This window comes from Flavobacterium sp. U410 (assembly GCF_053570605.1).
Genome location: NZ_JBSEFI010000001.1, coordinates 177,061 through 203,461 on the forward strand (window position 1 = coordinate 177,061; position 26,401 = coordinate 203,461).

Sequence of the window (26,401 nt, forward strand, 5' to 3'; positions counted from 1 at the left end):
ATAGGGCTTTTCCATAATCTGGTTAAACTAACGAAAACCCTATCAGTAGTTCCTGATAGGGTTTTTTTCTTGATTTTTTTGATTACGGATACTGCTATTCCGTTGAGAAAATACTGTTTTAGTAACAAAATAGTGCTTAGCTAGAATATTAACTCAAAAAATAAGAATTATGATTCCAAAAACCATGAAAGCAGCGGTTGTACAAGGGTACGGACAACCACTCAAAATTGAAGAAGTACCTGTTAGAGCTCCCGGAAGATACGAAGTATTGGTAAAGGTTATTGCTTGTGGTGTTTGTCATACTGATTTACATGCAGTAGACGGAGACTGGCCGGCTAAACCTAAAATGCCTTTAATTCCGGGTCACGAAGGAGTAGGGATTGTTGTAGCTTGCGGGCCGGAGGCAATGGTGAAGGAAGGAGATGCAGTAGGAGTGCCTTGGTTATACAGTGCTTGCGGATGTTGTGATTATTGTATTACAGGTTGGGAAACACTTTGCGAAGCTCAAAAAAACGGAGGATATAGCGTGGATGGAGGTTTTGCAGAATATGTAATTGCAGATTCTCGTTATGTAGGTCATTTAAAATCAAACGTAAACTTTTTAGAGATTGCACCAATTCTTTGTGCCGGAGTAACGGTTTATAAAGGTTTAAAAGAAACAGAAACAAAACCGGGTGAATGGGTTGCTATTTCAGGAATCGGAGGATTAGGTCACGTAGCTGTTCAATATGCGAAAGCTATGGGAATGCATGTAGCCGCTATTGATGTAGCTGATGATAAATTAGAGTTAGCTAAAAAATTAGGAGCTGACATCACCGTAAATGCTAAAACTACTGATCCGGGACAATTTTTACATAAAGAAGTAGGAGGAATGCACGGTGCATTAATTACTGCGGTTTCACCAATTGCTTTTAAACAAGGAATTGATGTTTTACGTAGAAAAGGAACAATTGCCTTAAACGGATTACCACCGGGATCTTTTGAATTGCCCATTTTTGAAACCGTGTTAAAAAGAATAACCGTGCGTGGTTCTATTGTAGGTACCAGAAAAGATTTGCAAGAAGCTTTAGATTTTGCTAACGAAGGTTTGGTAAAAGCTACTGTTACAGCTGCAAAATTAGAAGACATCAATGACGTATTTGATAAAATGAAGCAAGGACAAATTGACGGACGTATAGTGTTAGATATTGCCGGAAACTATACTGCTTAATTAGAATAAATTACGTTAATTTTTGTATATTTATTATTTGGTTGGAAAAAGACTGCCAATGTAAAGTTGGCAGTTTTTTAAATATAAAATGTTATGATAAAAAGACTTGAAGTTACCGATAATGCCAAAGCAATGATTCTTAAACTAAAAGAGAAATTTGGCGATTTAATGTTTTATCAGGCAGGTGGTTGTTGTGAAGGAACGCAACCGCAATGCTTTGAAAAAGGAGGTTTTTATTTACGAGCTGATGATGTTTGTATTGGTGAAATAGAAGAAACTGAATTTTGGTTGGATAAAGATTTATTTGAATATTGGAAACATGCTCATTTTACTTTGGATATCATGGATGGAATCGGTGTTGGCGGATTTTCATTAGAAACACCTTATGGAAAGACATTCAAAGTGAATTATCGCATTTTTACACCGGAAGAAGAAGAAAATTTAGAACCGGTGAAGCGAAATTCAATCTAATAATTCATTAATTGATATTGTTTAGGAGTAATGCCTTCATATTTTTTGAAAATACGGATGAAGTAATTACTATCTTCGAATCCGGAGGCAAAACTTACTTCATTAACCTGAATTCCGGGATTTTTCAATAGTTTTTTGGCAAATTTTATCTTTTCGTTCAAAATAAATTCAACCGGAGTCATGCCCAATTCTCGTTTAAAGTAACGATAGAAGGAAGTAGAGCTCATACAGGCTTTTTCGCTTAAATCTTTAACGTTGATATTTTCAGTAATATTTTTACGAATATATTCTACAACTTGGCTCATAGGATTAGAATTATCTAAAAGCAATTGCTCATTTTCATAGGAACGTAAGGTTTGGGTCTGGATAATTCTGATGATTAATTCCTGCAAAGTTAAATCGGTAATGATATCTTTGGTTACCGAAGTACTCATACATTCTTTAATCAATTTGTTTAATGTTGAAGCCAGTTCGATATTGTTATAAAATAAATAGTTTTCATAATCCAACTTCCAAAAATTACTTTTCCCTTCTTTCGGATAGCGTTCGTTTAAAATAGTTAAAGTGTCTTTAATCTTAAAATGATCGATAGCTAAAGCTAAACATTGGGTTGGATTTTTTTGTGAAGCTTCCGGAAAATCAATTTTCATTTCCACATTAGAAGGAACCACAACCGTTTCACCCGGTAAATATTCAAATTCGGGATCATCAAATAAATGCATTACTTTTTTACCTCTAAGCATGCTGGTTACTACTAAATCGTTGAATTTTAGCGGTACTAAAGCCGACTCTTTATAGGTCTCAAATAAATTGAGCTCACAATTATTTAATGAAAAAACCGTGCGATTTTCAACAAGAGTCTTTAACGATTTTTCATGTGTTAAAGCAGGAGTAGTGAGCAAACTTTTAGATGGCATTGTAAATTTCATAGAATTGATACATCTAATTTAAGAAAAATTAAATGAAAATAAAAGAGAACTATATCTAATTAGCGATTATAGCACTATGTAAGTTCAAATTATAAAATTTCTTCTACATGTTTTTTAATATTGGCTGCCATTTTTTTGGTGGGTAAATCATTGGCATCATCACCAAAAGGATCTTCAATTTCTTCTGCAATCAATTCTAAACTAGCCAAAACATAGAAAATAAAAATAACAACAGGAATAACATAATATCCTAAACTGAATACATAGCCAAAAGGCAAAGTCATGACATAAATGAAAATGAACTTTTTGATGAACGAACTGTAAGAATAAGGAATAGGCGTGTTTTTAATCCGCTCGCAAGCTCCGCAGATCTCAGTAAACGACTGTAATTCAGAATTAATAATAATTAATTGATCGCCCGAAATCTTTCCGGAAACATATAAATCATTCACTTTTTGGAATAACATTTTGGCAATTTGATTGGGTTTGTGTTTTTGATGGTCTATTTCTAAATCCAATCCATCAATTAGCATTAGTGCCGTTTCTTCATCCGATAGATGCTTTTGTAAAATAGAAGCATAACTAGGAATTAATTTGCGAAAGTAATTACGGTCGCTTTCATCTTGCAAATAAGCGGAAAGTTTTAATGCCAAATTTCGACTGTTGTTCACTAAGGCTCCCCAATGTTTTCTTCCTTCCCACCAACGATCATAAGCGGTATTAGTTCTAAACACTAACAAAAGTGAAATCACAAAACCGACCATTCCGTGCATGATGGTAATATTCTTCACGTGACTATCGTCACTTAATTTCCAATATTCGATTTCCAAATAGGCCACAGCATAGGAATACAAGCCAATGGTAATCATCATAGGAATTAATTGTCTAAAGGTATCCGATTTATGAAAACGGAAAATAAAAGTAATCCAGTCTTTTGGGTTGTATTGAACCATATTTTTGGGTTTTGGGTTAAAGGTAATAGGTGAATGGGACTTTAACCATTTACCTATTACCATTTACCAAATTAACTAATGTAATTCCAAATATTCTTCTTTTTACTCAATTCTAAGAAGATTTGCTTCATTTTTTGATGTTCGGGTTTTGTCATATTCGGATCTTCTTTCAAAATCTTTATCGCAATATGACGTGCCAATTGTAAAATGTCTCTGTCTTTAACTAAATCGGCAATTTGTAAGTTGAGCACACCACTTTGTTGGGTTCCCATAATATCACCTGGACCACGCAATTTTAAATCGACCTCAGCAATTTCAAAACCATCATTGGTAGCACACATGGTTTCCATACGTGTTTTGCTATCGTTACTCAATTTGTGTCCCGTCATTAAAATACAATAACTCTGCTCAGCGCCACGACCTACACGACCACGTAATTGATGCAATTGCGATAAACCAAAACGTTCGGCACTTTCAATAACCATTACAGAAGCATTGGGAACGTTTACTCCAACTTCAATAACGGTAGTTGCGACCATAATATTGGTTTTTCCTTCAGAAAAACGTCGCATTTCTTCGTCTTTATCAGCAGGTTTCATCTTTCCGTGAACAATAGAAATGGAATATTGAGGCAACGGAAAATCGCGTGAAATACTTTCGTAACCATCCATCAAATCTTTATAATCCATCTTTTCCGATTCTTGAATTAAAGGATAAACAATATAAATTTGGCGCCCTTTGGCAATTTCGTCTTTCAGGAATTTCCAGACTTTTAATCGGTTACTGTCGTAGCGATGTACGGTTTGTATCGGTTTTCTTCCCGGCGGTAATTCGTCAATAATTGAAATATCCAAATCACCATACATGCTCATGGCTAAAGTTCGTGGAATAGGAGTAGCGGTCATTACAAGCACATGAGGAGGTATAGCTCCACTATTTTCATTCTGGCTTCCTTTTTTCCACAACTTACTTCTTTGTTCGACACCAAAACGATGTTGTTCGTCTATGATGGCTAAACCTAAATTATGAAACTGAACTTTGTCTTCTAAAATGGCGTGCGTGCCAATTAAAATATCTAAATTGCCATTTTCTAGTTCTTCGTGAATAATTCTTCTTTCAGCAGTTTTAGTCGAACCTGTTAGTAATTTGATGTTAATATTTAAGTTTTTAGCCAAATCAGAAAGTCCGTTATAATGTTGCGTAGCCAAAATTTCTGTTGGAGCCATCAAACAACTTTGGAATCCGTTGTCTTTAGCAATCAGCATCGAAAGTAAAGCGACAATTGTTTTTCCGGAACCTACATCTCCTTGTAAAAGTCGATTCATTTGAGCGTTGCTTCCGAGATCATTTCTGATTTCTTTAATCACGCGTTTTTGAGCATTGGTCAACTCAAAAGGCAAATGGTTTTGATAAAAATCGTTAAAACTTTCGCCTATAGTTTCAAACGGATGCCCTTTTATTTTATGTTTTCTGATTAAATTTTTGGTAATTAACTGCAATTGAATGTAAAACAGTTCTTCAAATTTTAATCGAAATTGAGCTTTGGCTAATAACTCTTGATTTTTTGGAAAGTGAATATTAAACAATGCCGCATTTTTCGGGATCAATTGCAATTCTTGTACAATACTATCCGGCAAAGTTTCAGTAAACAATGCTTGTGTTTCCACAAACAATTGTTGCATCATCTTATTGATGGCTTTATTTGTGATGTTTTTATTGGCTAATTTTTCGGTACTTGGATACACCGGTTGCATAGCACTGCGTAAACTCGCTTTGTGTTCGTCCAAAAATTCCATTTCCGGATGCGCCATATTGAACACACCATTGAATGAAGTTACTTTTCCAAAGATCACATACGGAACATTAATTTTTAAACTGTCTTTAATCCACTTGTGACCTTGAAACCAAACCAATTCCATTTCGCTGGTATCATCAATAAAGGTAGCGACTAAGCGTTTGCCTCTTTTTTGTTCAACAGTTTTAATGTGGACAATCTTTCCGACAATTTGAACTTCCGAATTACTGTTAACCAACTGATTGATTTTATAATAATGCGTTCTGTCGATGTATCGATTCGGATATAAGTTTAACAAATCTCCATACCTGTGAATGTTTAGCTCCTTGCGAAGCAAATCGCCACGTTGCGGACCAACGCCTTTTAAGTATTCTATAGGAGTTTCTAAGAGATTGTTTTGCATCTTGCGAAGATAGCTTTTTTGTGAGAAAATTTAAAAAGTATAATCTGAAAAAGCAGGGAATCGCTATATTTGAGAAGTACATTTTTATAAGAATAAACTCAAAAGAAGCGATTCAATGGCTAAACCCATATATATTTTAGGTACCGGGCTTTCTCATAATGGTTCGGCAGTATTGTTAAAAGACGGTCATATTTGTGTTGGGATAGAAAAGGAACGGCTGAGCCGAAAAAAACACGACGGAGGAAATGATACTTTAGCTATTCAATATTGTTTAGATGCCGAAGGAATTGGGATAGAAGATCTGACATTGGTTGTTCAATGTGCTAATTTTGATATCCCTGATAGGGAACGTTTTGCTGGAAAAAGAATTTTTGCTGATACAGCATCTCCAAAAATGGTTACCATTTCTCATCATTTGGCTCATGCTTATAGTGCTGTAGGAACTTCCCCTTTTACAGAATGTGCCGTGATGGTTATAGATGGTTGCGGCAGTCCGTTAGATCAATTTCTTGCTCTTCATCCGCAAGAAAAAGAAATAGTAGCTAAATCTTTTTTGGAAGAAACAGAAATGCTATGTGAAAAAGATAGTTTCTATTATTTTGACGGACAAAAAATAACTCCGCTAGTTAAAGATTTTAGTAAAATGGCACCACATGATGCTAATTCATTATCGTTGCCTACTACCCAACATTCGATAGGAGGTTTTTATGCCGCTATCAGTAAATATGTGTTCGGAGATATGGATGATGTTGGGAAGTTAATGGGATTAGCGCCATTTGGGACAACAGGAATTTACGATTTTGAAGCTTTTGAATTCCGATCAGAACGTTTGTATCTTTCAGAAAGTTGGAAAGAAAATTTTACCAATCCTTCCACTGGATATGACTATTTTAAAGAGCATTTTGAATATTATGCTAACATTGCAAAATGGGCACAAGAACAAGTTGAAAAAGCTGTATTGCAATGTATTAGTTATCGGTTGGAAGAATTTCCTACTACAAATTTATGTTATACCGGAGGCGTAGCTTTAAATGCTGTAGCTAATGCGAAATTACAGAACATCAAAATTGTAGAGAATACTTATTTTGAACCGGCAGCTAGTGATAATGGATTGGCACTAGGTTGTGCTTTTTACGGTTGGTTAGATTATCTTAATAAACCAAAAGTTGAACACAATGGCAGTACTTGTTTCGGGAAGCAATATAATATTCAGGAAATTGAAGATGTATTGAAAGAAGATGAATCGTCAATTTATACAAAAACAAAGTTTGAGAATGAAGAAGAGTTACTTCATTATTGCTCCGAAAAACTAAATCAAGGGAAAACATTGGCTTGGTTTCAATCCGGATCGGAGTTTGGTCCGCGTGCTTTGGGAAGAAGGAGTATTTTAGCCCATCCGGGAATCGATAATTTAAAAGATCATATCAATAGAAATATAAAATTCAGAGAAGATTTTCGTCCGTTTGCGCCGGCTGTGCTTAAAGAAAAGGTTTCGGAATATTTTGAAAACGGTAGAATAAGTCCTTATATGATTTTGGTCGATAAAACCTGTCCGGAGTATTCGGAACAGCTTAAGAATGTAACTCATAAAGACGGTTCTGCTCGTGTGCAAACAGTAGATGAAAGTTGGAATGGTTTATTTTACAGGTTGATAAAAACATTTTACAAAGTAAGTGGAATCGCAGTTTTACTGAATACAAGTTTAAACCGCAGAGGAATGCCTATGGTTGAAACGCCAAGAGAAGCTCTTCAGTTATTTCATGAAACCGCACTGGATGTTTTAGTAATGGAAAATATAGTTTTGGAGAAAAAATAGAATAATCTTCAGCAATCACTTTTTGAGCAATTCTGCTATGATTTGATTCGCTGCAGGTGTATTCATTTTTTTTAATTCTTCGATCATCAATTGCTTTTCATTATCCTTTAGTTCAGGCATTGATCGTATGAATTGTTCTTCCGAAGCTTGTTTAAAGAATAGCTCATCTGTCCACTCGTTACGAATACCGTCAATGACGAGGTGTATTCTATCCTGTGCGCCGTTATTGGCTACTGAGTGGGTAAAATTAGCATCGATATACCAACATTCGCCTTCATTCATCTGGAGTCTTTGGCCGTCTAAAATAAATTCTACATGCTCATTTGTGATAATCGGAATATGGATTCTGAAATAACCGTCTTCATATCCCAAACAATTATCGGTATGCGGTTTTATGGATGCTCCGGTTGCTAAACGCAATAAACGAACGGTAGTTTTTTCAAACGAAAAACGATCAATGACTTCTTTTAAATACAAGCAAGGATCCATGATTTCCGTATACGTCGCTTTTTCTGTTCCGATAGGAAAAGCATTGATGTTGTCGGATTTTCCGCCTTGCGAAACCAATGCAATGGAAGACCAGTCGCCGTCATAATCATTCGTGTTATAATGCGGTTTCCATTGATGATCCGTTATTTTTTGAAGATCCTTTTGCAATCTTTCCGGATCAAATTGAAAAGGAAATTTTAGGTAACGTACAAGATTATCCATACACTAGTCTCTTAACCATTGTTTCATTTGCGGAAATACAATGCCGTTTTGATCATTTTTATTACTTGCTGTTAATCCGCACCATTCTAAAAAGGGTAAACCGATATAATTTTGTTGCGTATAGCTTTCAATAAGCCATTGCGAACTTCCTTTGTAACCGTTCGGATGAAATACAACATCATTAGGAAGTTCTAAATGAAGAGAAGCAGCATACGACCATAACATAGCTCCGATTTCATCACCTTGCGAAGGCCAATCTTTATCCATTTTTTCCGTTCCGATGTGAATTCTTTCTTGTGACGGAGTCACGGCTATATGTCCGGCTTCATGTAAAATATCTCCGGGATACAGAAGTTTTTCTGAATCAATGATAATACTATTCCCTAAAATCTTTAAACCCGGTAAAAAAGTAGCTTCCGAAAGGACTTCTTTGGGCGTAGTAATCCCAATCTCATTTAAAAATGTTGTAATTTTTTCGATAAGTAGCTCTTTTTCCATAGTTGTTTCTATTAATTTGGAATCAGGTCGCAATACCAAAATCCATAATCTGAATCATCATCAGTGTTTTCTGTTTGTGGCTTCGGATATGTTTTTCGTACGATCTCACCTTTTTCAAAAGAAACAGGTTTACTAAAAAGCGAACCATCAAAAGTAAAGGTATGAAATTCTCCATTTTCTCCGCACGGGTCAACATTTTCAGGTAAATCTGCTATAAATTGTTCGTCTATAATTCGTCCGACAAAACTTTTATCAAGATATTGTTCATTTACACAAGTCACAATGGTTTTAAACCCTAAAGTAAGAAATTCTTGAATAAGTTCTGTAGTATTTTGCTTCCAAAGTGGAAAAATAGCTTTAAAATCAACATTTTTTAATTTTTCTTCTCGATATTGACGTAAATCTTCCAGAAAAATATCTCCGAAAATAGAGTATTCCACTCCATTTTGACGGAAGTGATGAAGCGTTTGTTCCATTTTCTTTTCATAGGTTTCCATAGTAGGCATATTGGGAACACTCATTAATGTAAGTGGAAAACCTAAATTCTTGACTTGTTCTTGTAATAAATCCACTCGAATGCCGTGCATAGAAACGCGCTGATATTCTTCACTGATACTAGTTAAAAAAGAAACGATCTCATATTCATTTTGTTGTAGGATCTTATATAATGCTAAAGTGGAATCTTTCCCGCTGCTCCAGTTAAAAAGGGCTCTTTTCTTCAAGTTGATAAATTTTGAACTTCTGAAACGTAAACTTACACATTTATGGAGAAAGTTTCTCAAAGCTTTGTAAATTTGAAAAAACATAAAAATTTAATGAAACGTTATTTTGCCTTTTTATTCTTTTCGGTTGCATCATTATATGCTCAACAATTTCCAACTATAGATTTCATAAAATGTAATGCTTTTGTGAAACCTGATTTTAATGAAAAGAGTATCTCAGGAACCGTAGAATATGAGTTTGTAGTGCATAAAAAAATCGATACCATTAGTATTGATGCTGTAGCAATGGACTTTGATGAGGTAAAGATCAACGGAAAGAATGTCAAATTTGTGAATTCAGGGAAAGCATTAAAAGTATTCAAAGGCTATAAAAAAGGGAAGAACAAGTTAACGTTTTACTACAGTGCTAAACCAAAGCAAACGCTTTATTTCGTAGGAACTCCGGAAGATTATCAAATTTGGACACAAGGACAAGGAAAATATACCAGTCATTGGTTACCCAGTTTTGATGATGTAAATGAAAAGGTAATTTTTAATTTAAAAATTAATTCAAAATCGGATAATGTTAATATTTCAAATGGGAAATTAGGTGAAGTAAAGTTTTATCCACCTCATAATTTTGATTGGAATTATTCCATGAAAAAACCAATGGCGTCTTATTTAGTTATGTTGGCAATCGGCAATTTTGTAAAACAAACAGAAACTACTTTATCCGGAACTACTTTAGAATATTACTTAGACCGAAAAGACAGTTTAAAGTTTGAACCTACCTATCGTCATTCTAAACAGATTTTTGAATTTTTAGAACAAGAAATCGATATAAAATATCCGTGGGAAATCTATCGACAAGTTCCGGTTCGTGATTTCTTATATGCGGGAATGGAAAATACGACTTCAACGATATTTGCTCAGGATTTTGTAGTGGATTCTATCGGATATAATGACAAACGTTATTTGAACGTCAATGCACACGAATTGGCACATCAGTGGTTTGGTGATTTGGTTACAGCAAAAGAAAGCAAACATCATTGGTTACAGGAAGGTTTTGCTACGTATTATGCTTTATTGGCGGAACAATCGGTTTTTGGAGACGATTATTTTTACTATCAACTTTGGGAAATGGCACGCCAATTAGATCAGGCGCAATCTTCGGATAAAGAACCTGTTTTAAGTGAAAAGGCAAGTTCGTTGACCTATTACAAAAAGGGAGCTTGGGCTTTACATGCTTTGAGAAGCGATATTGGTGCGGAAAATTTTAGAAAAGCAGTTAAAACCTATTTGGAAAAATATGCGTATAAAAATGTGAATACCGATGAGTTTCTGGCAGAAATCAAAAAAATATCACCGGATTATGATATTGCGAGTTTTAAGAAAAGTTGGTTGGAAACAGCAGGATTTGATTTTAACGGAGTTCAAAAGTATTTAATCGGAAATCAGTTTTTAAATCAATTCAATGAAATATTGAGTCAAAATGAAGTGTCCTATCAAGATAAGAAAGACAATTATGAAGCGCTAATGCAATCCAATGTGTATTCGCCTGTAAAAACGGCCATTTTATATCAGTGTGAGTCAGTTCCTTTTGAAGAGAAAAAGCATTTAATAGCATTGGCTTTAGCAACAAATAACACAAGCGTGCGTCAGGCAGTTGCTGAAACTATTAATTTTATTCCACTTGAATTCAAAGATCAATATACCGGTCTTTTAAATGACCAGTCTTATATAACAAGAGAAATTGTTTTGTTTAAACTTTGGAAAAGATTTAAGGAAAACCAGTTGGATTACATACAATTAAGCAACGATTGGGAAGGGTTAAACTATAATTTAAAGATTGCTAATCTCACCTTAAAATTAATTACAGAGAACGTTGCTGATGATGAAAAGGTATTAGCTATAACTGAACTAGAAAAGTTAACTCAGGAACCCTATGAAATGGTAGTAAGAGAATCGGCTATAGAAACACTTTTGACACTAAAGATTCCTTCTGAGCAAGCATTAATTAGTATTTTGGATGCAACGATGCATCATAAGTGGCAATTTGTTAAATTTGGAAAAGATAAGATCAGAAGGTTGCTTTCCGATGAAAACGGTAGAAAGGATTATTTGAATTTGATGCCCAAACTTTCAGCAAAACAACGTGAACGATTGTCTCAATTTTTAAAAGAAACAGAATAATGAAAGCATTGGTCATTTCGGGAGGAGGAAGTAAAGGAGCATTTGCCGGTGGAGTAGCACAATATTTGATAGAAGATTTACACAAAGATTACGATCTGTATTTAGGAACATCAACCGGGAGTTTGCTGGTTTCTCATTTGGCTCTGCAAGAAGTAGAAAAAATAAAAGAAATTTATACTTCAGTTACACAAAATAGCATTTTCAGCAATTGTCCGTTCCAAATTAAAAAGCGTTTTGGAGAAGATACTATAGAAATCAATCACTTTAATGTAATCCGTAATTTTCTAAAAGGATCTAAAACCTTTGGTGAAAGCAAAAACTTAAGAAAACTGATTCGTACAGTTTTCACAGAAGAAGAGTTTTTAAAACTGCAAAAAAGCACTAAAGAAGTTATAGTAACGGTATCTAATTTATCATTAAACTCAGTAGAATATAAATCGGTGAATGACTTTGATTATGAAGATTTTTGCGATTGGGTTTGGATTTCCTGTAATTACATTCCGTTTATGTCGTTAGTTCGTAAAAACGGCTGTGAATATGCCGATGGCGGTTTTGCTGTACAAGTTCCCATTGAAGAAGCTATAAAAAGAGGAGCAACCCATGTTGATGCTATTATTCTACATACCGAAACGCCTTTGTTTAACCGCATGCCGTCCAGAAGTCCGTTTACTGCATTGACCAATTTGTTTTCTTATATGATGGACAGAATAGAATATCAAAACATTAAGATAGGCAAATACGAAGCAAAAGTTAAAGATGCAACCATTAACTTTTATTATACACCAACATTATTGACTACCAACTCATTAATTTTTAAGAAAGATGAAATGAAAGATTGGTGGATTAAAGGCTACAATTACGCCAAACAAAAAGACATTGATACGCAAGAAATTCAAGGTGAAGAATAACAACTTCAAAGAAGAGCTGTTATTCTATACATTTTAAATAATCAATGAAAAGATGTGAAGGATGAAAAGTATCCTTTAATAATTCTGATTGTATTTCTTTTTGAATGATGTAGTCTTGTTTATCACCAGAGAATTGAATACGCATTAATGATACCGGCGATTTTTTAAGATCTTCATAATTATGCTTTGTAAAAACGAAATAGGCATTTAAAATACGTACATTGGCTTTTTCTTCACTGATATAGTTTAATGTAGAACAAATTTCTTCGTTTACACTTAAAAGTGTTATAATTTTTCCATTTTCTAATTGTAGAATTACCTTTGAATTTTTGTCAATGCACTTTGTGGGGATAAAAATGGTATTTTTTTCAATAATTTGTAAACCTAGCGTCGGGACTCCATTACTGTTCAATAGCGTTGCTTGAATAAATTCTTTTTTAGAACCAAAAACTTTTTCAGTAAATAATTGCTCTTTCATTATTTTTATAGAAGTAGAATCCGTTTTTTCTTCTACATCATAAACACAATTTTTAGTTTGTCCCGATAAGCTGAATGATGTAAGCAGAAGTATTATAAAATATCTCATTTTTATTTTTTTGTGCAAAATACTATAATTTTTTGGTTTTGTATATCAGTTGTAAAGAAGGCATAAATATTTCCTCCGTCTTTTATTTTATATTTCTTTTTTAAATCTTCCGGTTTTAAAGGAAAATTTCGAGTGGAAACATTTAACTTTTGATTGATTAGATGCGTTTTAGCATGTATTTTATCAAAAGGAACGACTTCTTTAATTTCAAAATTGCGTCCGGGCAACTCCAAATTTTCGTCAGTAGTATACAAATGTGAGTGTTGATGAAGTTTTTCAATGCCAAAAATAGAAGAAATAGCGTCAAACATACCTGATTTTAATAATGCTGAATGGGGTTCAAACAAATATTTTTTAGGTTTACTATAACTCGCTTGATAGCTTGTGTCCCAATTCAATTCTGTTTTTGAAATATGTTCTTTTTCAATGTTTACAGCATGTATAGTGATTGGTCCGTCATAATCTTTGTGCATTTCCCAAAGCAATTCTTTTACTTCATTTTCTAAAGCAATGATGTGGATCTTTTGAACAAATTTCAATTCACTTAAACCCGCTTTTAAGTCGAGTAGAGGAGCGGTTTTGACGAGAATGCTATTAGTAAATTTAAAATAAAAATCGGTTAAATCGGGAACATTGGGCTCACAATCTTTCAACATGAAAACTTTTCCTTTGATATCATTTCTTCGTGAAGGATCAATGTATAACCAATCTAATTTCGGATTGAGTTCAGCTAAAATATTAGAGCTATTTCCGGAAAAACATTCTAAATTCTCAACATTTAGTTGTTTAGCGTTGTGTTTTACAATATCAGAGAGTTCTTCGTTCCATTCACAATGTATTACTTTTTCAAAATGTTGTGCAAAGTAATAGTCATCAACACCCAATCCGCCTGTTGCATCTAAAAGTATGTTTCCATTGATTAAAGAAGCCTTGTAAGCGGCTGTTTTTTCGGATGAAGTTTGCTCAACAGAAACTTTTGAAGGATAAATAATGTTAGCTGCAGCAAACCAAGTGGGTAATTTTTTTTCGGCTTTTTGTTTGGCAGCTAGTTGTTGAATAACGTCATTAAAAGCAATATTAGGAAATTCTTTCTTTTGTAAAGCGATTTTGGTAACGTCTTTTTGAAGATTTTCCTGAATAAAATCCTGAATTTCTTTTTGCAGTAAGGCTTCTATATTCAAAATATTAAATATTTTTTGTTAAGGCTTTTATCAGTTTATTATTAGGCACAAACTCTTTAGCAATTACTTTTAAGGCTGTGTAAGTAGGAACCGCTATAACCATTCCAAAAACACCGAATAAAGTTCCGGCGGCTAAAATAACCAGAAATATTTCTAAAGGATGCGATTTTGTACTTTTCGAAAAAATAATAGGTTGGTTGATGTTATTATCAATTAATTGAACAATAAACATTCCAATAATAACATAAAGTGTTGTTGGTAGCACATCATTAATAAAATCGCTGCCAATGCCACTTAACATGACTAAAGAACTTGCCATTATCATTGCTAATAAAGGGCCTAAATAAGGAATAATGTTTAGGATGGCACATAACAAGGCAATAATAAATGCGTTTTCGACACCAAAAATTAAGAATACAATTAAGTTTAAAATTAAAATAATGGTCAATTGTAAAAGTAAACCTCCAAAATAGCGTGTTAATAGGTTATTGATTTGATCAAGTGAGGTCAGAATTCTATCCTTTTGTTCGCTAGGTAAAACAGATTTAAATGCTTTAAAAAACGAATCCTTTTCTTTTAGCAAAAAAAAGGTTATAAATAAAACAGAGGCTAAACCAATTCCTATATTACTTAGTACTGAAATAAAACTATTAAAAAAAGTAGATAAAAAATTAAGGTTCAAAGAAGAAAAAATATCTGTTGCAGCTATGTCTTCTGCATGAAATCCATGAGAAACAAAAAAATCACTTAAATTAGAGATCAATTCGTTATAATTTTGTTCCAAAGTTTTAATATCTAACAAGGAAAGGTTTTCTCCTTGAGAGATTAGTAACGGGACAAACAAAAGAATGATTCCTGAAAAAAGAATCAAGACCAAAACTAATGTAGTTATAACAGCTAATGTATTTTTGAATTTTAGTTTGGTCTTTAAAAACTGAACAATAGGATTAGTCAATAAAGTTAAAACTAAGGAAATAATGATGTAAATAGCAATAGTCGAAAGTTGATAAAATATATATCCACTTAACACAATAAGGCATAAAATGCCAATAGTTCTCAGAATTCCGTTTGATAGTTCTTTTGAAGTCATATACAAAAATAAAAAAACTCGCTTTGCAAAAGCGAGTTTTAATAATATTTTAGTTTTTTTAAGGTTGAGCAAAAGTGTTTCTTGGTCCGCCACTTGCAAAAACAGCTAACATTCTGCTTTTTTGTCCTTCAGTAAACATATACATACAAGCATCATCTGTATAATCCATGTAATTCATAGTCATTTCTACCGGAGTTCCGCTACAAGTAGAATAGTGCGGATAAGAAGGACAGCCATAATTTGCTGTATTGTGAGTCGGTGTATCGCTCACATAATCAGTTCCACAAGTTGTATCTCCCCAAATGTGTCTCAAGTTCATCCAGTGACCAATTTCGTGTGTTGCCGTTCTTCCTTTGTCAAAAGGTGAAGTAGCAGTTCCGGTTGTTCCAAAATATCTGGAATCAATTACAACACCATCAGTAGATGAAGAACCACCTGGGAATTGAGCGTAACCTAAAATACCACTTCCGATGGTACAAACCCAAATATTTAATTTTGTGTCCGGACTTGTTGCATTAAGACCTCCTCTTTGACTGCTTTTCATAGCATCACGTGTTCCCCAAGAAGTTTTGTTTGTTGATTTTCGATTTACAACGTCTAAGACAAAAGAAATACCAACATTTGCTTTAACTCCGCTAAATAAAGAAGGAACCGAATTAAATTCAGAGTTTGTAGCATTGAAATCTTGATTTAAGACATCAATTTGTGACTGAATTTGAGCCAAAGAAATATTTTCAGCAGCGGTCTTGTATAAAACATTGACAACAACCGGAATTTCAATTTTGCCATTTACTAAACGCATTTCACTAGTAGAATGACTACTTAAAAAATGTTCGGTAAAGTTTTCAATTTCGGCCATTTTAAGAGCCAATTGAGGATTTTCTTTTAATTGTGTTTCTAAGACTTCATTAGAAGCACAATTTCTACCAGTAACCAAGTTGTTACTTAATTCTGCATTACTACTGCTATCCTCGTTGCTACAAGAAAATAACATCATTGCTAATGCCACAGATAAAAATAACTTTTTCATAATTTAAAAAATTAAATTGTTAATTAAAATTGGTTCTGGCTAATAGCATTACAATTTTATAACATTTTTTTTAATTATAAAATAAAAAATAACATAAAATGTAAGATTAATCTAATTTTTGAGTAATAGCGAATAAAGCAATTGTTAAAGCTTGAACAACATTCATACTACTATTTTTACCATACATGTTGATGTGAACAGATTGATTTACAGTTGTTAATAATTCCTCTGAGACACCTGATATTTCATTGCCAATGATTAATGCAATGGGCTTTTTTAAAGGCTGATTTATAGTAAGATTTTTGATAGGAATACTGTTTTTAGTAATTTCAACAGCTATAGTATGATAGTTTTCCTGTAAAAGTTCAATAAGCTGTTTTTTGTCGGGAATAATCTCATAAGGAACAATTTTATGTGTATTCCGTGAAGTTTTATTAATTTTTCGTTCGGAAAAAACAAATTGCTCTCCGCTGAAAATAATTTTAGAAACACCCATTGCTTCGCAAATTCGAAAAATACTTCCTAAATTTTGTTGAAAATAAACCGCATCACAAACAACAGTAATTGGAAATTTACGTTCTTGAAAAGCAGTATTGTAGTGATTGAGTTGTTCCAATGTTTGAAAAGTAAAACTTAATTATTGAAAATGTAGTACATCAAATTGGCGCCCATTTGTAATGCTTTTAAACGAACATTTTCCGGGTCATTGTGTACTTCGGTATCTTCCCAACCGTCGCCTAAATCGCATTCATAAGTATATAGCAAAACCAAGCGATTTTCAACAAAAATACCAAAAGCTTGCGGACGTTTATTGTCGTGTTCGTGAATTTTTGGTAAACCGTTTGGAAATTTGTACGGTGCTTGAAAAATAGCGTGATTTACCGGAACTTCAACTAAATCATTGTTCGGAAATATTTTTTTGATCTCTCGTCTAATGTATTCGTCCATTCCATAATTATCATCAATATGAAGAAATCCGCCGGAAAGCATATAATTTCTTAAGTTTTCAACCTCCGAAGGGGAGAAAATAATATTTCCATGTCCTGTCATGTGAACAAAAGGAAACGAAAACAATTCGGAACTTTCGGGAGTTACCGTACTGATTTTAGGATCTATTTTGGTGTGAATATTTTGGTTACAAAAGGCTACTAAATTAGGTAACGACGTAGGATTAGCATACCAGTCGCCGCCACCGGAATATTTCAGTAAAGCAATATCTTGTGCGAATCCGAAATAGGAAAATAATAATAGGATGAAGTAGCTGTATTTCATGTTGTATCTTTTTTGTCAGGTCGAGCGAAGTCGGTACCAATTTATATGACATCTTCGACTCTGATCGATGTTACAAAGCATTTTATTCGTTTATTAAAGCGACCGTATGACAAGCAACTAAAGCAGCAGTTTCGGTGCGTAATCTGGTATTTCCTAATAAAACCGCCTGATAACCGTTTGATAATGCCAATGCAATTTCGTTCTCCGAAAAATCTCCTTCCGGGCCTATCAAAATTACGTAATCTTGTTCAGGAACCACACAATTTTTTAAAGATTTGCGTTCGGTTTCTACACAATGCGCAATAAATTTATGTTGAGCTTCAGTTTTTTGAACAAATTCTTTAAAAGAAACGGGTTCATTGATTTTTGGTAAAAAGAATTGGTTTGACTGTTTCATAGCCGACTGAATGATTTTTTCAGCGCGATCTATTTTATACACTTTTCGTTCAGAATGATCACAAATAATAGGTGTGATTTCTTGTATACCAATTTCAGTAGCTTTTTCTAAAAACCATTCCAAGCGATCGTTCATTTTTGTGGGTGCAACCGCAATATGTAAAGAGTGTTTTGGTTTTTCAAAAGATTGAACTTCATTGATTTTGATTTCACACTTTTTGTCAGAAGCAATACTAATTTCAGAAACAAATAAATTACCTAATCCATTAGTAATATGAATGACATCTCCTTCGGTTTTGCGAAGTACTTTCACAATATGTTTGCTTTCTTCTTTGTCAAAAGTGAAGAAAGAATCTGTAGTTTGAATATCAGCGTTATAGAAAAGTTGCATTTGTTGTTTTTTGATTTGTTAGAACTCAATTCGCGCTTTAGAAACAACATCGGAAGTACTGAAGTTATGTTCTAAAAAATTGTAATATCCCACAATGCCAATCATTGCTGCGTTGTCGGTTGTGTATTCAAATTTAGGAATAAAAGTTTTCCAACCGTATTTCTTTTCGGCATCCTTTAACGTTTGACGAATACCGGAATTAGCAGAAACACCGCCGCCAATTGCAATTTGATTGATTCCGGTTTCTTTTACCGCTGATTTAAGTTTGTCCATCAAAATAGTGATAATGGTATGTTGAATAGAAGCACAAATATCAGCTTTGTTTTCTTCAATAAAATTAGGATTTTCGGCAACTTGCTTTTGAATGAAGTACAGAATTTGAGTTTTTAAACCACTAAAGCTGAAGTCCAATCCATCTACTTTTGGTTTGGTAAACGGAAACGCTTTTGGGTTACCTTCTTGCGCAAATTTATCGATTAAAGGTCCGCCGGGATAAGGCAAACCGAGAATTTTAGCCGATTTGTCAAAAGCTTCGCCCACAGCATCATCAGTTGTCTCGCCAATGATTTCTAAGTCAAAAAAGCCGTTGACTTTCACAATTTGGGTGTGTCCACCGGATATTGTTAATGCCAGAAAAGGAAAAGTAGGTTTTTCAAAACCTTCTTCGGCAATAAAATGAGCTAAAATATGCGCTTTCATGTGATTTACAGCAATCAACGGAATATCTAACGCTAAACTCATCGATTTTGCAAAAGAACCGCCTACTAAAAGTGACCCCATCAATCCGGGACCTTGTGTAAAAGCGATACACGATAAATCGTTTTTGGTAATTCCGGCCTTTTTTAGCGCTACATCTACTACCGGAACAATATTTTGTTGATGTGCTCTTGAAGCTAGTTCAGGAACCACACCGCCATATTCTTCATGAACGGCTTGTCGCGCTACAATATTCGACAATACTTTATCGTTCAATAAAACGGCTGCCGAAGTATCATCACAGGAACTTTCAATAGCTAGGGTATAAATGTTGTTAATACTCATAAAAAGGCATAAAAATTGATGTTATGGAGTTTGTAAATGTCTTACAAAATTCATTACTTTTGTTAAATTGTGATTTTTGCTGAAAATCTTGGCAAATTTACGAATAAAAAAAGCTATCAGAAAAGTAAAAAAAATAATAGTACGCACGGTAATTTACCTTTTGTTATTCCTTTTGTTTTTAGGAATTGTATTATCGTTGCCTTTCGTTCAAACTTTTTTAGGACGATATGTAACAGATGCACTCAATAAAGACTTCGGTACTGATATTACTATAGAACGAATTGCCATTTCTCCGTTTGGAAACGTAAAGTTAGGTGATGTTTTGGTTCGTGATCATCATAAGGATACTTTGTTTTATATTCAAAAACTAAAAACGTCGATTTTAAATGTTAAGGCTTTATATGAAAACGGACATCCGTATTTGGGAGATGTAACGATTCATGGTTTAAATACTAAAATTATAGAGTATAAAGGGGAAGGAGAAACAAGTTTAGACAAATTTGTAGCTGCTTTTGATGATGGTTCGCCTTCTTCGGGAAAATTTAGAATGAAGGTAACTTCTTTTGATGTTTATGAAAGCCGTTTTCGTTACATCAATCAAAATTTACAGAACCCAATACTTCTGGATTTTACAGAATTGGAAGGGAAATTAAAAAATTTCTCAATCAAAGGTCCTGATGTTAATGCGTTTATTGAGAAACTAAGCTTAAAGGATTATAGAGATTTAAAAATTGAAAAATTAACATCAAATTTTACTTATACTAAAAAGAATATATTATTAGATGATTTAGATATGAATTCTAAAGAATCGCATATAATTGGTAGAGTAGAATTAAAGTATAAAAGGGAAGATTTTGTAGATTTTAACAATAAAGTGATTTTTGATGCTGAGTTTGAAAAAGCAGCTATAGCATCAAATGACTTGAACTATTTTTATAATGAGTTTGGGAAAGACAATGTTTTTTATTTAGATACTCATCTTGTAGGAACGTTAAATAATTTTACGACTCATAATCTGAAATTATTAGATAATAAACAATCTGAAATCATTGGGAATGTTACTTTTCAAAATTTATTTGCTAAAGAAAATTCATTTAAAATAAAAGGAAAGTTCACCAGAATAGCTTCAAATTATACTGATTTAGGAAGTATTTTGCCTCGTATTTTAGGAGAAAATTTACCAACGTCGTTGTCTAAATTAGGAACAGTAAATATCTCAGGAGATGTAGAATTGACTGATAAATATATTGATTCTGATATTTTTATGGTTTCTTCGATTGGTGTAGTGGATGCTGATTTAGCTATTCAAGATATTGATAATATAGACAATGCAACTTATCAAGGAAATGTAACACTGAATAAGTTTGATATTGGAGTTTTGTTGAATGATAGAACTATTGGTGCTGTGACCGGATCAGCGAATGTTGACGGACAAGGCTTTACACAAAAATATTTAAATACGTCGGTAAAAGGGAAAATAGAATCCTTTTATTATAACCAATACAATTATCACAATATTACAGTAGATGGTACTATGAAAATGCCTTATTTTAAAGGATATTTCAATAGTAATGACCCTAATTTGCGAATGGATTTCGATGGAATAATCGATATGAGTTCAAAAATTAATAATTATAATTTTGTCTCTAATGTAGATTATGCCGATTTATATGCTTTGCATTTCAATAAAAAAGATACTATTTCTATTTTAAAAGGAAAAATCAGCATGGATGCCAAAGGGAGTTCATTGGATAATTTAGATGGAAAACTGGTTCTAGAAAATATATCGTATCAAAATGTTCAAAAATCGTTCTTCTTTAATGATTTTCAAGTTACTTCGAGTTTTGACGAAGATAAAGTGAGAACTATTACGGTTAATTCGACAGACATTGTACAAGGAAGAGTAGTAGGAAAGTACAAAATAAATCAAGTACAGAAGATGTTTGAGAATGCCATAGGAAGTCTTTATGCTAACTATGTTCCGAATAAGCTAGAAAAAGAACAGTTTTTAAACTTTGATTTTACCATTTATAATAAAATTATTGAAGTTTTTGTACCCGATGTGTCTATTTCTAAAAACACCAGATTAAAAGGTAGGATCAATGGAGATGATGGTAAGTTTGAACTCGATTTTACTTCGCCGGAAGTTTTAGCGTTTAAAAACTCTTTTAACAATATAAAAGTAGATATTGATAATAAAAATCCATTGTATAATACATATGTAGTAATGGATAGTATGCGAGTTGGAAAATATAAAGTGTCAGATTTCAATTTGATCAATATCACCATGAATGATACGTTGTTTGTCAGAACAGAGTTCAACGGAGGAAATAGTAATCAAGATCAGTTTTCATTGAATTTGTATCACACCATCAATGAAGATAAAAAATCGGTAGTCGGATTTAAAAAATCAGAAATACAGATTAAAGATTATTTGTGGTTTATCAACGAAAAACAAACCAATGATAACAAAATTGTTTTCGACAAGAAATTGACAGAATTTGATTTTGAAAAATTGAGTCTCTCTCATAATAACCAATACATGAGTTTCTTTGGAACTATGAGAGATTCAACAGAGAAAAATTTGAATCTGGTTTTTCATGATGTTGATTTAGAAAAACTAACACCGTCGATAGATAGTTTAACTTTTAAAGGAAAATTAAATGGTTTTACGACTTTAAAACAGAATAAGAAAATTTATAAACCTTCATCTCATATCAAAATTGATAGTTTGAGTATTAATAATTATCCGGTTGGTGATTTAGTCTTTAATGTACAAGGAAATGATGCTTTCAACCAATTTGATGTGAAATCTTCCATAAGGCAAAATGGGGAACGAACTTTTGAACTTGATGGAAATATTAATAATGAAGGAAGTGAATCCAGTCTTAATTTGGAAGCCTCTTTCGATAAATTTGCTTTAACACCATTCGGACCATTATTAAGTTCAATTGTTTCTGATGTCAGAGGTAATGCAACCGGTAAAGCAACTATTGCAGGAACTTTTAACAAACCGGAAATTGACGGAAGACTTTATTTAAATGATTCGGGTTTACGAATACCTTATTTAAATGTTGATTATTCGTTAGAAAAGAACGCAATAGTAGATGTAACAGAACATCAGTTCTTATTTAGAAATATTAGAATAACCGATACAAAATATAACACTTCCGGTGTTTTAAACGGAAACGTAAAGCATGAAGCCTTTGACAATTGGGAAATAGATCTCCAACTTCGTTCTAATAATATTTTAGCGTTAGATACAAAAGATGGTGATGATGTCTATTATTATGGAACAGCATTTATGAACGGAACAGCGTCCATTAAAGGACCAACAGATGCCTTGTTTATTAATGTAGTAGGAGAATCGGAAAAAGGAACCTCCATCAAAATTCCGGTAAATGATTCTGAGGAAATAGGAGATAATTCTTTCCTGAATTTTATTACTGAGGAAGAGAAAATGAATGCTAAATTCGGATATGCCCTGGTAAAAAGCGAGTATCAAGGTATTGAACTTAATTTTGATTTTGATATTGATACCGATGCCGAAATTGAAGTAATTTTAGATAGAGAATCCGGTCACTCCATGAAAGGACGAGGATATGGTTCCATGAGAATGGAGATTAATACCTTAGGTAAATTTTTAATGTATGGTGACTTTATTGTGGAAGAAGGAGAATATCGTTTCAAATATGCCGGATTAATTGATAAAAAATTCTCAGTTAAAAGTGGAGGAACTATCCGTTGGGACGGAGAGCCTATGAATGCAGTATTAAATCTTGAAGCGGTTTACCATACGCAAGCAAATCCTGGAGTTCTTTTGGAAAGTGCTTCTTTTAACCGAAAAGTAGATACTGACGTTTCTATTTTGATCAATGGAAATTTAAGTAATCCGCAACCCGATTTTAATATTAATCTTCCAACGGTTAGTTCAGTACTAAAAAGTGAAATAGATTACCGCTTACAAGATAAAGATACACGTCAAACACAAGCTTTTGCTTTACTTTCTACAGGATCCTTTGTGACAGCGGAAACAGCAGGAAATGCCGCTTATGGCCCTTTATTTGAACGAGCTAGCTCTTTATTTAATGATATTTTTACAGATGAAGACAGTAAAATGCGCTGGGGATTCGATTATAGTCAGGGAGATAGAATTAATCAGGTTTCTGATCGGGTAGGGGTAACTTTAAATACCCAAATCAATGATAAAATTACGATTAACGGTAAATTAGGAGTACCTGTAGGCGGAGTTACGCAATCAGCTTTAGTGGGTAATGTTGAGGCACAAATGCAGTTGAGTAAAGACGGATCGTTTAAAGCACGAGTATTTAATAAAGAAAATGATATTAACTATATAGGAGAAGGAATTGGTTATACACAAGGAATTGGTTTGACTTATAGTGTCGATTTTGATACCTTTAGAGAATTGATTAAAAAAGTATTTAAAGCTAAAAAAGAAGAAGATTCTTCTAGTGATTCTTCTAGTGATATACCTGATTCCGATTTGCCTCCTGATTTCATGAATTTCATTAACGATAGAAAACAACGTAAGTCAGATACTAACGAACAAGATGGAGTTCAAAAAGTTCCAGAAATAGAGTAAAAATTTACTGTTTATTGAAAAGTTATCAACGAAAACGTTTGAATTTTAATAAAACAATAAAAAATACCCACTATAATTATTTTTTATTAATTTCCTTTTCTAAATTTACATAACAAAATGAAAAATATGTCATCTGATATTAAGAAAATTGCTGTTTTAACATCTGGCGGTGATGCTCCTGGAATGAATGCTGCTATTCGTTCAGTAGTAAGGACTTGTGCTTTTCATGAAGTGGAATGTGTTGGTGTTTACAGAGGTTATCAAGGTATGATAGAAGGCGATTTTAAAGAAATGGGACCTCGTTCTGTAAAAGACATTGTCAATAAAGGGGGGACTGTTTTAAAATCGGCTCGTTCAAAGGAGTTCATGACTCCCGAAGGAAGAAAAAAAGCCTATGAAAATTTAAAGTCAATAGGAGTAGATGCATTAGTAGTTATTGGAGGTGATGGTTCTTTTACCGGAGCAGAGATTTTCAATAAAGAATATGGTTTTCCGGTAATGGGAATTCCGGGTACTATTGATAATGATATTTACGGAACCAGTCATACTTTAGGATACGATACTGCTTTGAATACAGTTGTAGAAGCTATTGACAAAATTAGAGATACTGCCAGTTCACATAACCGTTTATTCTTTGTAGAAGTAATGGGACGAGATGCCGGACACATTGCTTTAAATGCAGGAATTGGTGCAGGTGCTGAAGAAATTTTAATACCCGAAGAAGATTTAGGATTAGAACGTTTATTAGAATCTTTAGAAAGAAGTAAAGTAGCAGGTAAATCGTCTAGTATTGTTGTTGTAGCAGAAGGGGATAAAATTGGTAAAAACGTATTCGAACTAAAAGATTATGTAGACGAGAATTTACCGGAATACGATGTTCGTGTATCGGTATTAGGGCACATGCAACGTGGTGGTTCTCCTTCTTGTTTTGACCGTGTTTTGGCATCAAGATTAGGCGTTAAAGCTGTTGAATCTATTTTAGAAGGAAAATCCAATTTTATGGTTGGTTTAATCAATGATAAAGTAGAATTAACGCCACTGGAGCAAGCTATTAAAGGACATTATGAAATTGATCGCGAGTTATTACGCGTTTCAGATATTATGTCTATTTAACATTAGAGAAGAAAAGGATAATAATTAAAAACAATAAAAATGTCAAAAGTAAAATTAGGTATTAACGGATTCGGAAGAATCGGTCGAATTGTTTTCAGAGAATCAATGAACAGAGATAATATAGAAGTAGTAGCAATCAATGATTTATTAGATGTAGATCATTTGGCTTATTTGCTAAAATATGATTCAGTTCACGGAAGATTCAATGGTAAAGTTGAAGTGAAAGAGGGTCAGCTTTATGTAAATGATAAATTCATCAGAGTTACTGCCGAAAAAGACCCAACTTTAATTAAATGGGACGATGAAAAAGTAGATGTAGATGTAGTAGCAGAATGTACAGGTATTTTTACGACTTTGGCAACTGCTGAAGCTCATATTAAAGGAGGTGCTAAAAAAGTTGTAATTTCGGCTCCTTCTGCAGATGCTCCAATGTTTGTAATGGGAGTAAATCATGAAAAAGCAACAGCTGCTGATGTAATTGTATCAAATGCTTCATGTACAACAAACTGTTTGGCTCCTTTAGCTAAAGTTATCAATGATAATTTTGGAATTGTTGAAGGGTTAATGACTACAATTCACGCTACTACAGCAACTCAATTAACAGTAGACGGACCGTCAAGAAAAGATTTTCGCGGAGGTAGAGCGGCTTTATTAAATATTATTCCGGCTTCAACAGGTGCTGCAAAAGCAGTAGGTAAAGTAATTCCTGAATTGAACGGAAAATTAACAGGTATGTCAATGCGCGTTCCTACAGCTGACGTTTCAGTAGTAGATTTAACCGTAAAAGTGGCAAAAGAAACTTCGTACGAAGAAATTATGAAAGTTTTAAAAGAAGCTTCTGAAACTTCAATGAAAGGAATCTTAGGATTTACAGAAGATGATGTAGTTTCTCAAGACTTCGTTTCAGATTCTCGTACTTCAATCGTAGACGCTAAAGCAGGAATTGGTTTGAACTCAACGTTCTTTAAACTAGTTTCTTGGTATGATAATGAGTATGGATATTCGAGTAAGTTGTTAGATTTATCTGTACACATTGCTTCTTTATAAGAAGAGTAGTAGTTTGATCCTTTGTCCTTGTTATCAAGGCAAAGGATTTTTTTTAAATTTACC

At 33.4% G+C, this 26,401-nt stretch carries 22 protein-coding genes; 8 read left to right on the top strand and 14 right to left on the bottom strand.

Annotated elements, in window-relative coordinates; genetic code table 11:
• Positions 1-169 precede the first annotated feature (169 nt).
• Both adhP and ACUSJC_RS00875 read left to right on the top strand, forming a co-directional pair.
• Entirely contained in the window at positions 170-1,210 is a 1,041-nt protein-coding gene (gene adhP / locus ACUSJC_RS00870) for an alcohol dehydrogenase AdhP (protein WP_449267661.1), read from the top strand.
• A gap of 93 nt (positions 1,211-1,303) precedes the next feature.
• The gene (locus ACUSJC_RS00875; protein ID WP_449267662.1) at positions 1,304-1,681 is read left to right on the top strand and encodes a DUF779 domain-containing protein; all 378 of its coding nucleotides are present in this window, start codon (positions 1,304-1,306) and stop codon (positions 1,679-1,681) included.
• Here the strand turns inward: ACUSJC_RS00875 and ACUSJC_RS00880 are convergent.
• From ACUSJC_RS00880 to recG, 3 genes are all read right to left on the bottom strand, one after another.
• Positions 1,678-2,610 carry an AraC family transcriptional regulator gene (locus ACUSJC_RS00880; protein WP_449267663.1) on the bottom strand — a complete coding sequence of 311 codons (933 nt, stop codon included), beginning with the start codon at positions 2,608-2,610 and terminating at the stop codon, positions 1,678-1,680. The genes ACUSJC_RS00875 and ACUSJC_RS00880 overlap by 4 nt on opposite strands.
• Positions 2,611-2,699: 89 nt before the next feature.
• A complete protein-coding gene (locus ACUSJC_RS00885) occupies positions 2,700-3,563 on the bottom strand; it encodes a bestrophin family protein (protein WP_449267664.1) in 864 nt (287 codons plus the stop codon).
• A gap of 71 nt (positions 3,564-3,634) precedes the next feature.
• Complete coding sequence (gene recG, locus ACUSJC_RS00890; protein ID WP_449267665.1) at positions 3,635-5,761, bottom strand: ATP-dependent DNA helicase RecG; 2,127 nt, start codon at positions 5,759-5,761, stop codon at positions 3,635-3,637.
• 115 nt (positions 5,762-5,876) lie between these two features.
• Here recG and ACUSJC_RS00895 point away from each other — a divergent pair, with 115 nt between their 5' ends.
• Positions 5,877-7,577, top strand: a complete 1,701-nt coding sequence (locus ACUSJC_RS00895; RefSeq protein ID WP_449267666.1) for a carbamoyltransferase family protein — start codon at positions 5,877-5,879, stop codon at positions 7,575-7,577.
• Positions 7,578-7,592: 15 nt separating this feature from the next.
• On the opposite strand, the gene ACUSJC_RS00900 is transcribed toward ACUSJC_RS00895, so the two are convergent.
• Genes ACUSJC_RS00900 through ACUSJC_RS00910 form a run of 3 tightly spaced genes read right to left on the bottom strand, consistent with a single transcriptional unit; the run spans position 7,593 to position 9,508 of the window.
• Entirely contained in the window at positions 7,593-8,288 is a 696-nt protein-coding gene (locus tag ACUSJC_RS00900; protein WP_449267667.1) for an aspartyl/asparaginyl beta-hydroxylase domain-containing protein, read from the bottom strand.
• Positions 8,289-8,291: 3 nt separating this feature from the next.
• Positions 8,292-8,786, bottom strand: a complete 495-nt coding sequence (locus ACUSJC_RS00905) for a hypothetical protein (RefSeq protein ID WP_449267668.1) — start codon at positions 8,784-8,786, stop codon at positions 8,292-8,294.
• An 11-nt stretch (positions 8,787-8,797) separates the two neighbouring features.
• The gene (locus tag ACUSJC_RS00910) at positions 8,798-9,508 is read right to left on the bottom strand and encodes a Dph6-related ATP pyrophosphatase (RefSeq protein ID WP_449267669.1); all 711 of its coding nucleotides are present in this window, start codon (positions 9,506-9,508) and stop codon (positions 8,798-8,800) included.
• A gap of 93 nt (positions 9,509-9,601) precedes the next feature.
• Between ACUSJC_RS00910 and ACUSJC_RS00915 the strand changes: the two genes are divergently transcribed.
• Positions 9,602-11,680 (top strand): M1 family metallopeptidase, encoded by a 2,079-nt coding sequence (locus ACUSJC_RS00915; protein WP_449267670.1) that lies wholly within the window; start codon positions 9,602-9,604, stop codon positions 11,678-11,680.
• Positions 11,680-12,588 (top strand): patatin-like phospholipase family protein, encoded by a 909-nt coding sequence (locus ACUSJC_RS00920; protein WP_449267671.1) that lies wholly within the window; start codon positions 11,680-11,682, stop codon positions 12,586-12,588. The genes ACUSJC_RS00915 and ACUSJC_RS00920 overlap by 1 nt, the downstream gene beginning before the upstream one ends.
• Before the next feature lie 19 nt (positions 12,589-12,607).
• Here the strand turns inward: ACUSJC_RS00920 and ACUSJC_RS00925 are convergent, their stop codons facing one another.
• The 8 genes from ACUSJC_RS00925 to tsaD form a co-directional block, all read right to left on the bottom strand.
• Positions 12,608-13,174 (bottom strand): hypothetical protein, encoded by a 567-nt coding sequence (locus ACUSJC_RS00925; protein ID WP_449267672.1) that lies wholly within the window; start codon positions 13,172-13,174, stop codon positions 12,608-12,610.
• A 2-nt stretch (positions 13,175-13,176) separates the two neighbouring features.
• Complete coding sequence (locus ACUSJC_RS00930; RefSeq protein WP_449267673.1) at positions 13,177-14,355, bottom strand: THUMP-like domain-containing protein; 1,179 nt, start codon at positions 14,353-14,355, stop codon at positions 13,177-13,179.
• Positions 14,356-14,359: 4 nt separating this feature from the next.
• A complete protein-coding gene (locus ACUSJC_RS00935; RefSeq protein WP_449267674.1) occupies positions 14,360-15,445 on the bottom strand; it encodes an AI-2E family transporter in 1,086 nt (361 codons plus the stop codon).
• 58 nt (positions 15,446-15,503) lie between these two features.
• A complete protein-coding gene (locus tag ACUSJC_RS00940; protein WP_449267675.1) occupies positions 15,504-16,475 on the bottom strand; it encodes a zinc metalloprotease in 972 nt (323 codons plus the stop codon).
• Between the two features lie 106 nt (positions 16,476-16,581).
• On the bottom strand, positions 16,582-17,091 hold the full coding sequence (locus ACUSJC_RS00945) for a TrmH family RNA methyltransferase (RefSeq protein ID WP_449267676.1): 510 nt from the start codon (positions 17,089-17,091) through the stop codon (positions 16,582-16,584).
• A gap of 17 nt (positions 17,092-17,108) precedes the next feature.
• Positions 17,109-17,747 carry a DUF4159 domain-containing protein gene (locus tag ACUSJC_RS00950; protein ID WP_449267677.1) on the bottom strand — a complete coding sequence of 213 codons (639 nt, stop codon included), beginning with the start codon at positions 17,745-17,747 and terminating at the stop codon, positions 17,109-17,111.
• A gap of 82 nt (positions 17,748-17,829) precedes the next feature.
• A complete protein-coding gene (locus ACUSJC_RS00955; protein ID WP_449267678.1) occupies positions 17,830-18,534 on the bottom strand; it encodes a 16S rRNA (uracil(1498)-N(3))-methyltransferase in 705 nt (234 codons plus the stop codon).
• 18 nt (positions 18,535-18,552) lie between these two features.
• Positions 18,553-19,575 (bottom strand): tRNA (adenosine(37)-N6)-threonylcarbamoyltransferase complex transferase subunit TsaD, encoded by a 1,023-nt coding sequence (gene tsaD, locus ACUSJC_RS00960; protein ID WP_449267679.1) that lies wholly within the window; start codon positions 19,573-19,575, stop codon positions 18,553-18,555.
• An 88-nt stretch (positions 19,576-19,663) separates the two neighbouring features.
• Here tsaD and ACUSJC_RS00965 point away from each other — a divergent pair, with 88 nt between their 5' ends.
• The 3 genes from ACUSJC_RS00965 (at position 19,664) to gap (ending at position 26,338) form a co-directional block, all read left to right on the top strand.
• Positions 19,664-24,178, top strand: coding sequence for a translocation/assembly module TamB domain-containing protein (locus ACUSJC_RS00965; protein WP_449267680.1), 4,515 nt, complete (start codon positions 19,664-19,666; stop codon positions 24,176-24,178).
• Between the two features lie 126 nt (positions 24,179-24,304).
• Positions 24,305-25,291, top strand: coding sequence for a 6-phosphofructokinase (gene pfkA, locus ACUSJC_RS00970; protein ID WP_449267813.1), 987 nt, complete (start codon positions 24,305-24,307; stop codon positions 25,289-25,291).
• Between the two features lie 39 nt (positions 25,292-25,330).
• Entirely contained in the window at positions 25,331-26,338 is a 1,008-nt protein-coding gene (gene gap, locus ACUSJC_RS00975; RefSeq protein WP_449267681.1) for a type I glyceraldehyde-3-phosphate dehydrogenase, read from the top strand.
• Positions 26,339-26,401: the final 63 nt, after the last annotated feature.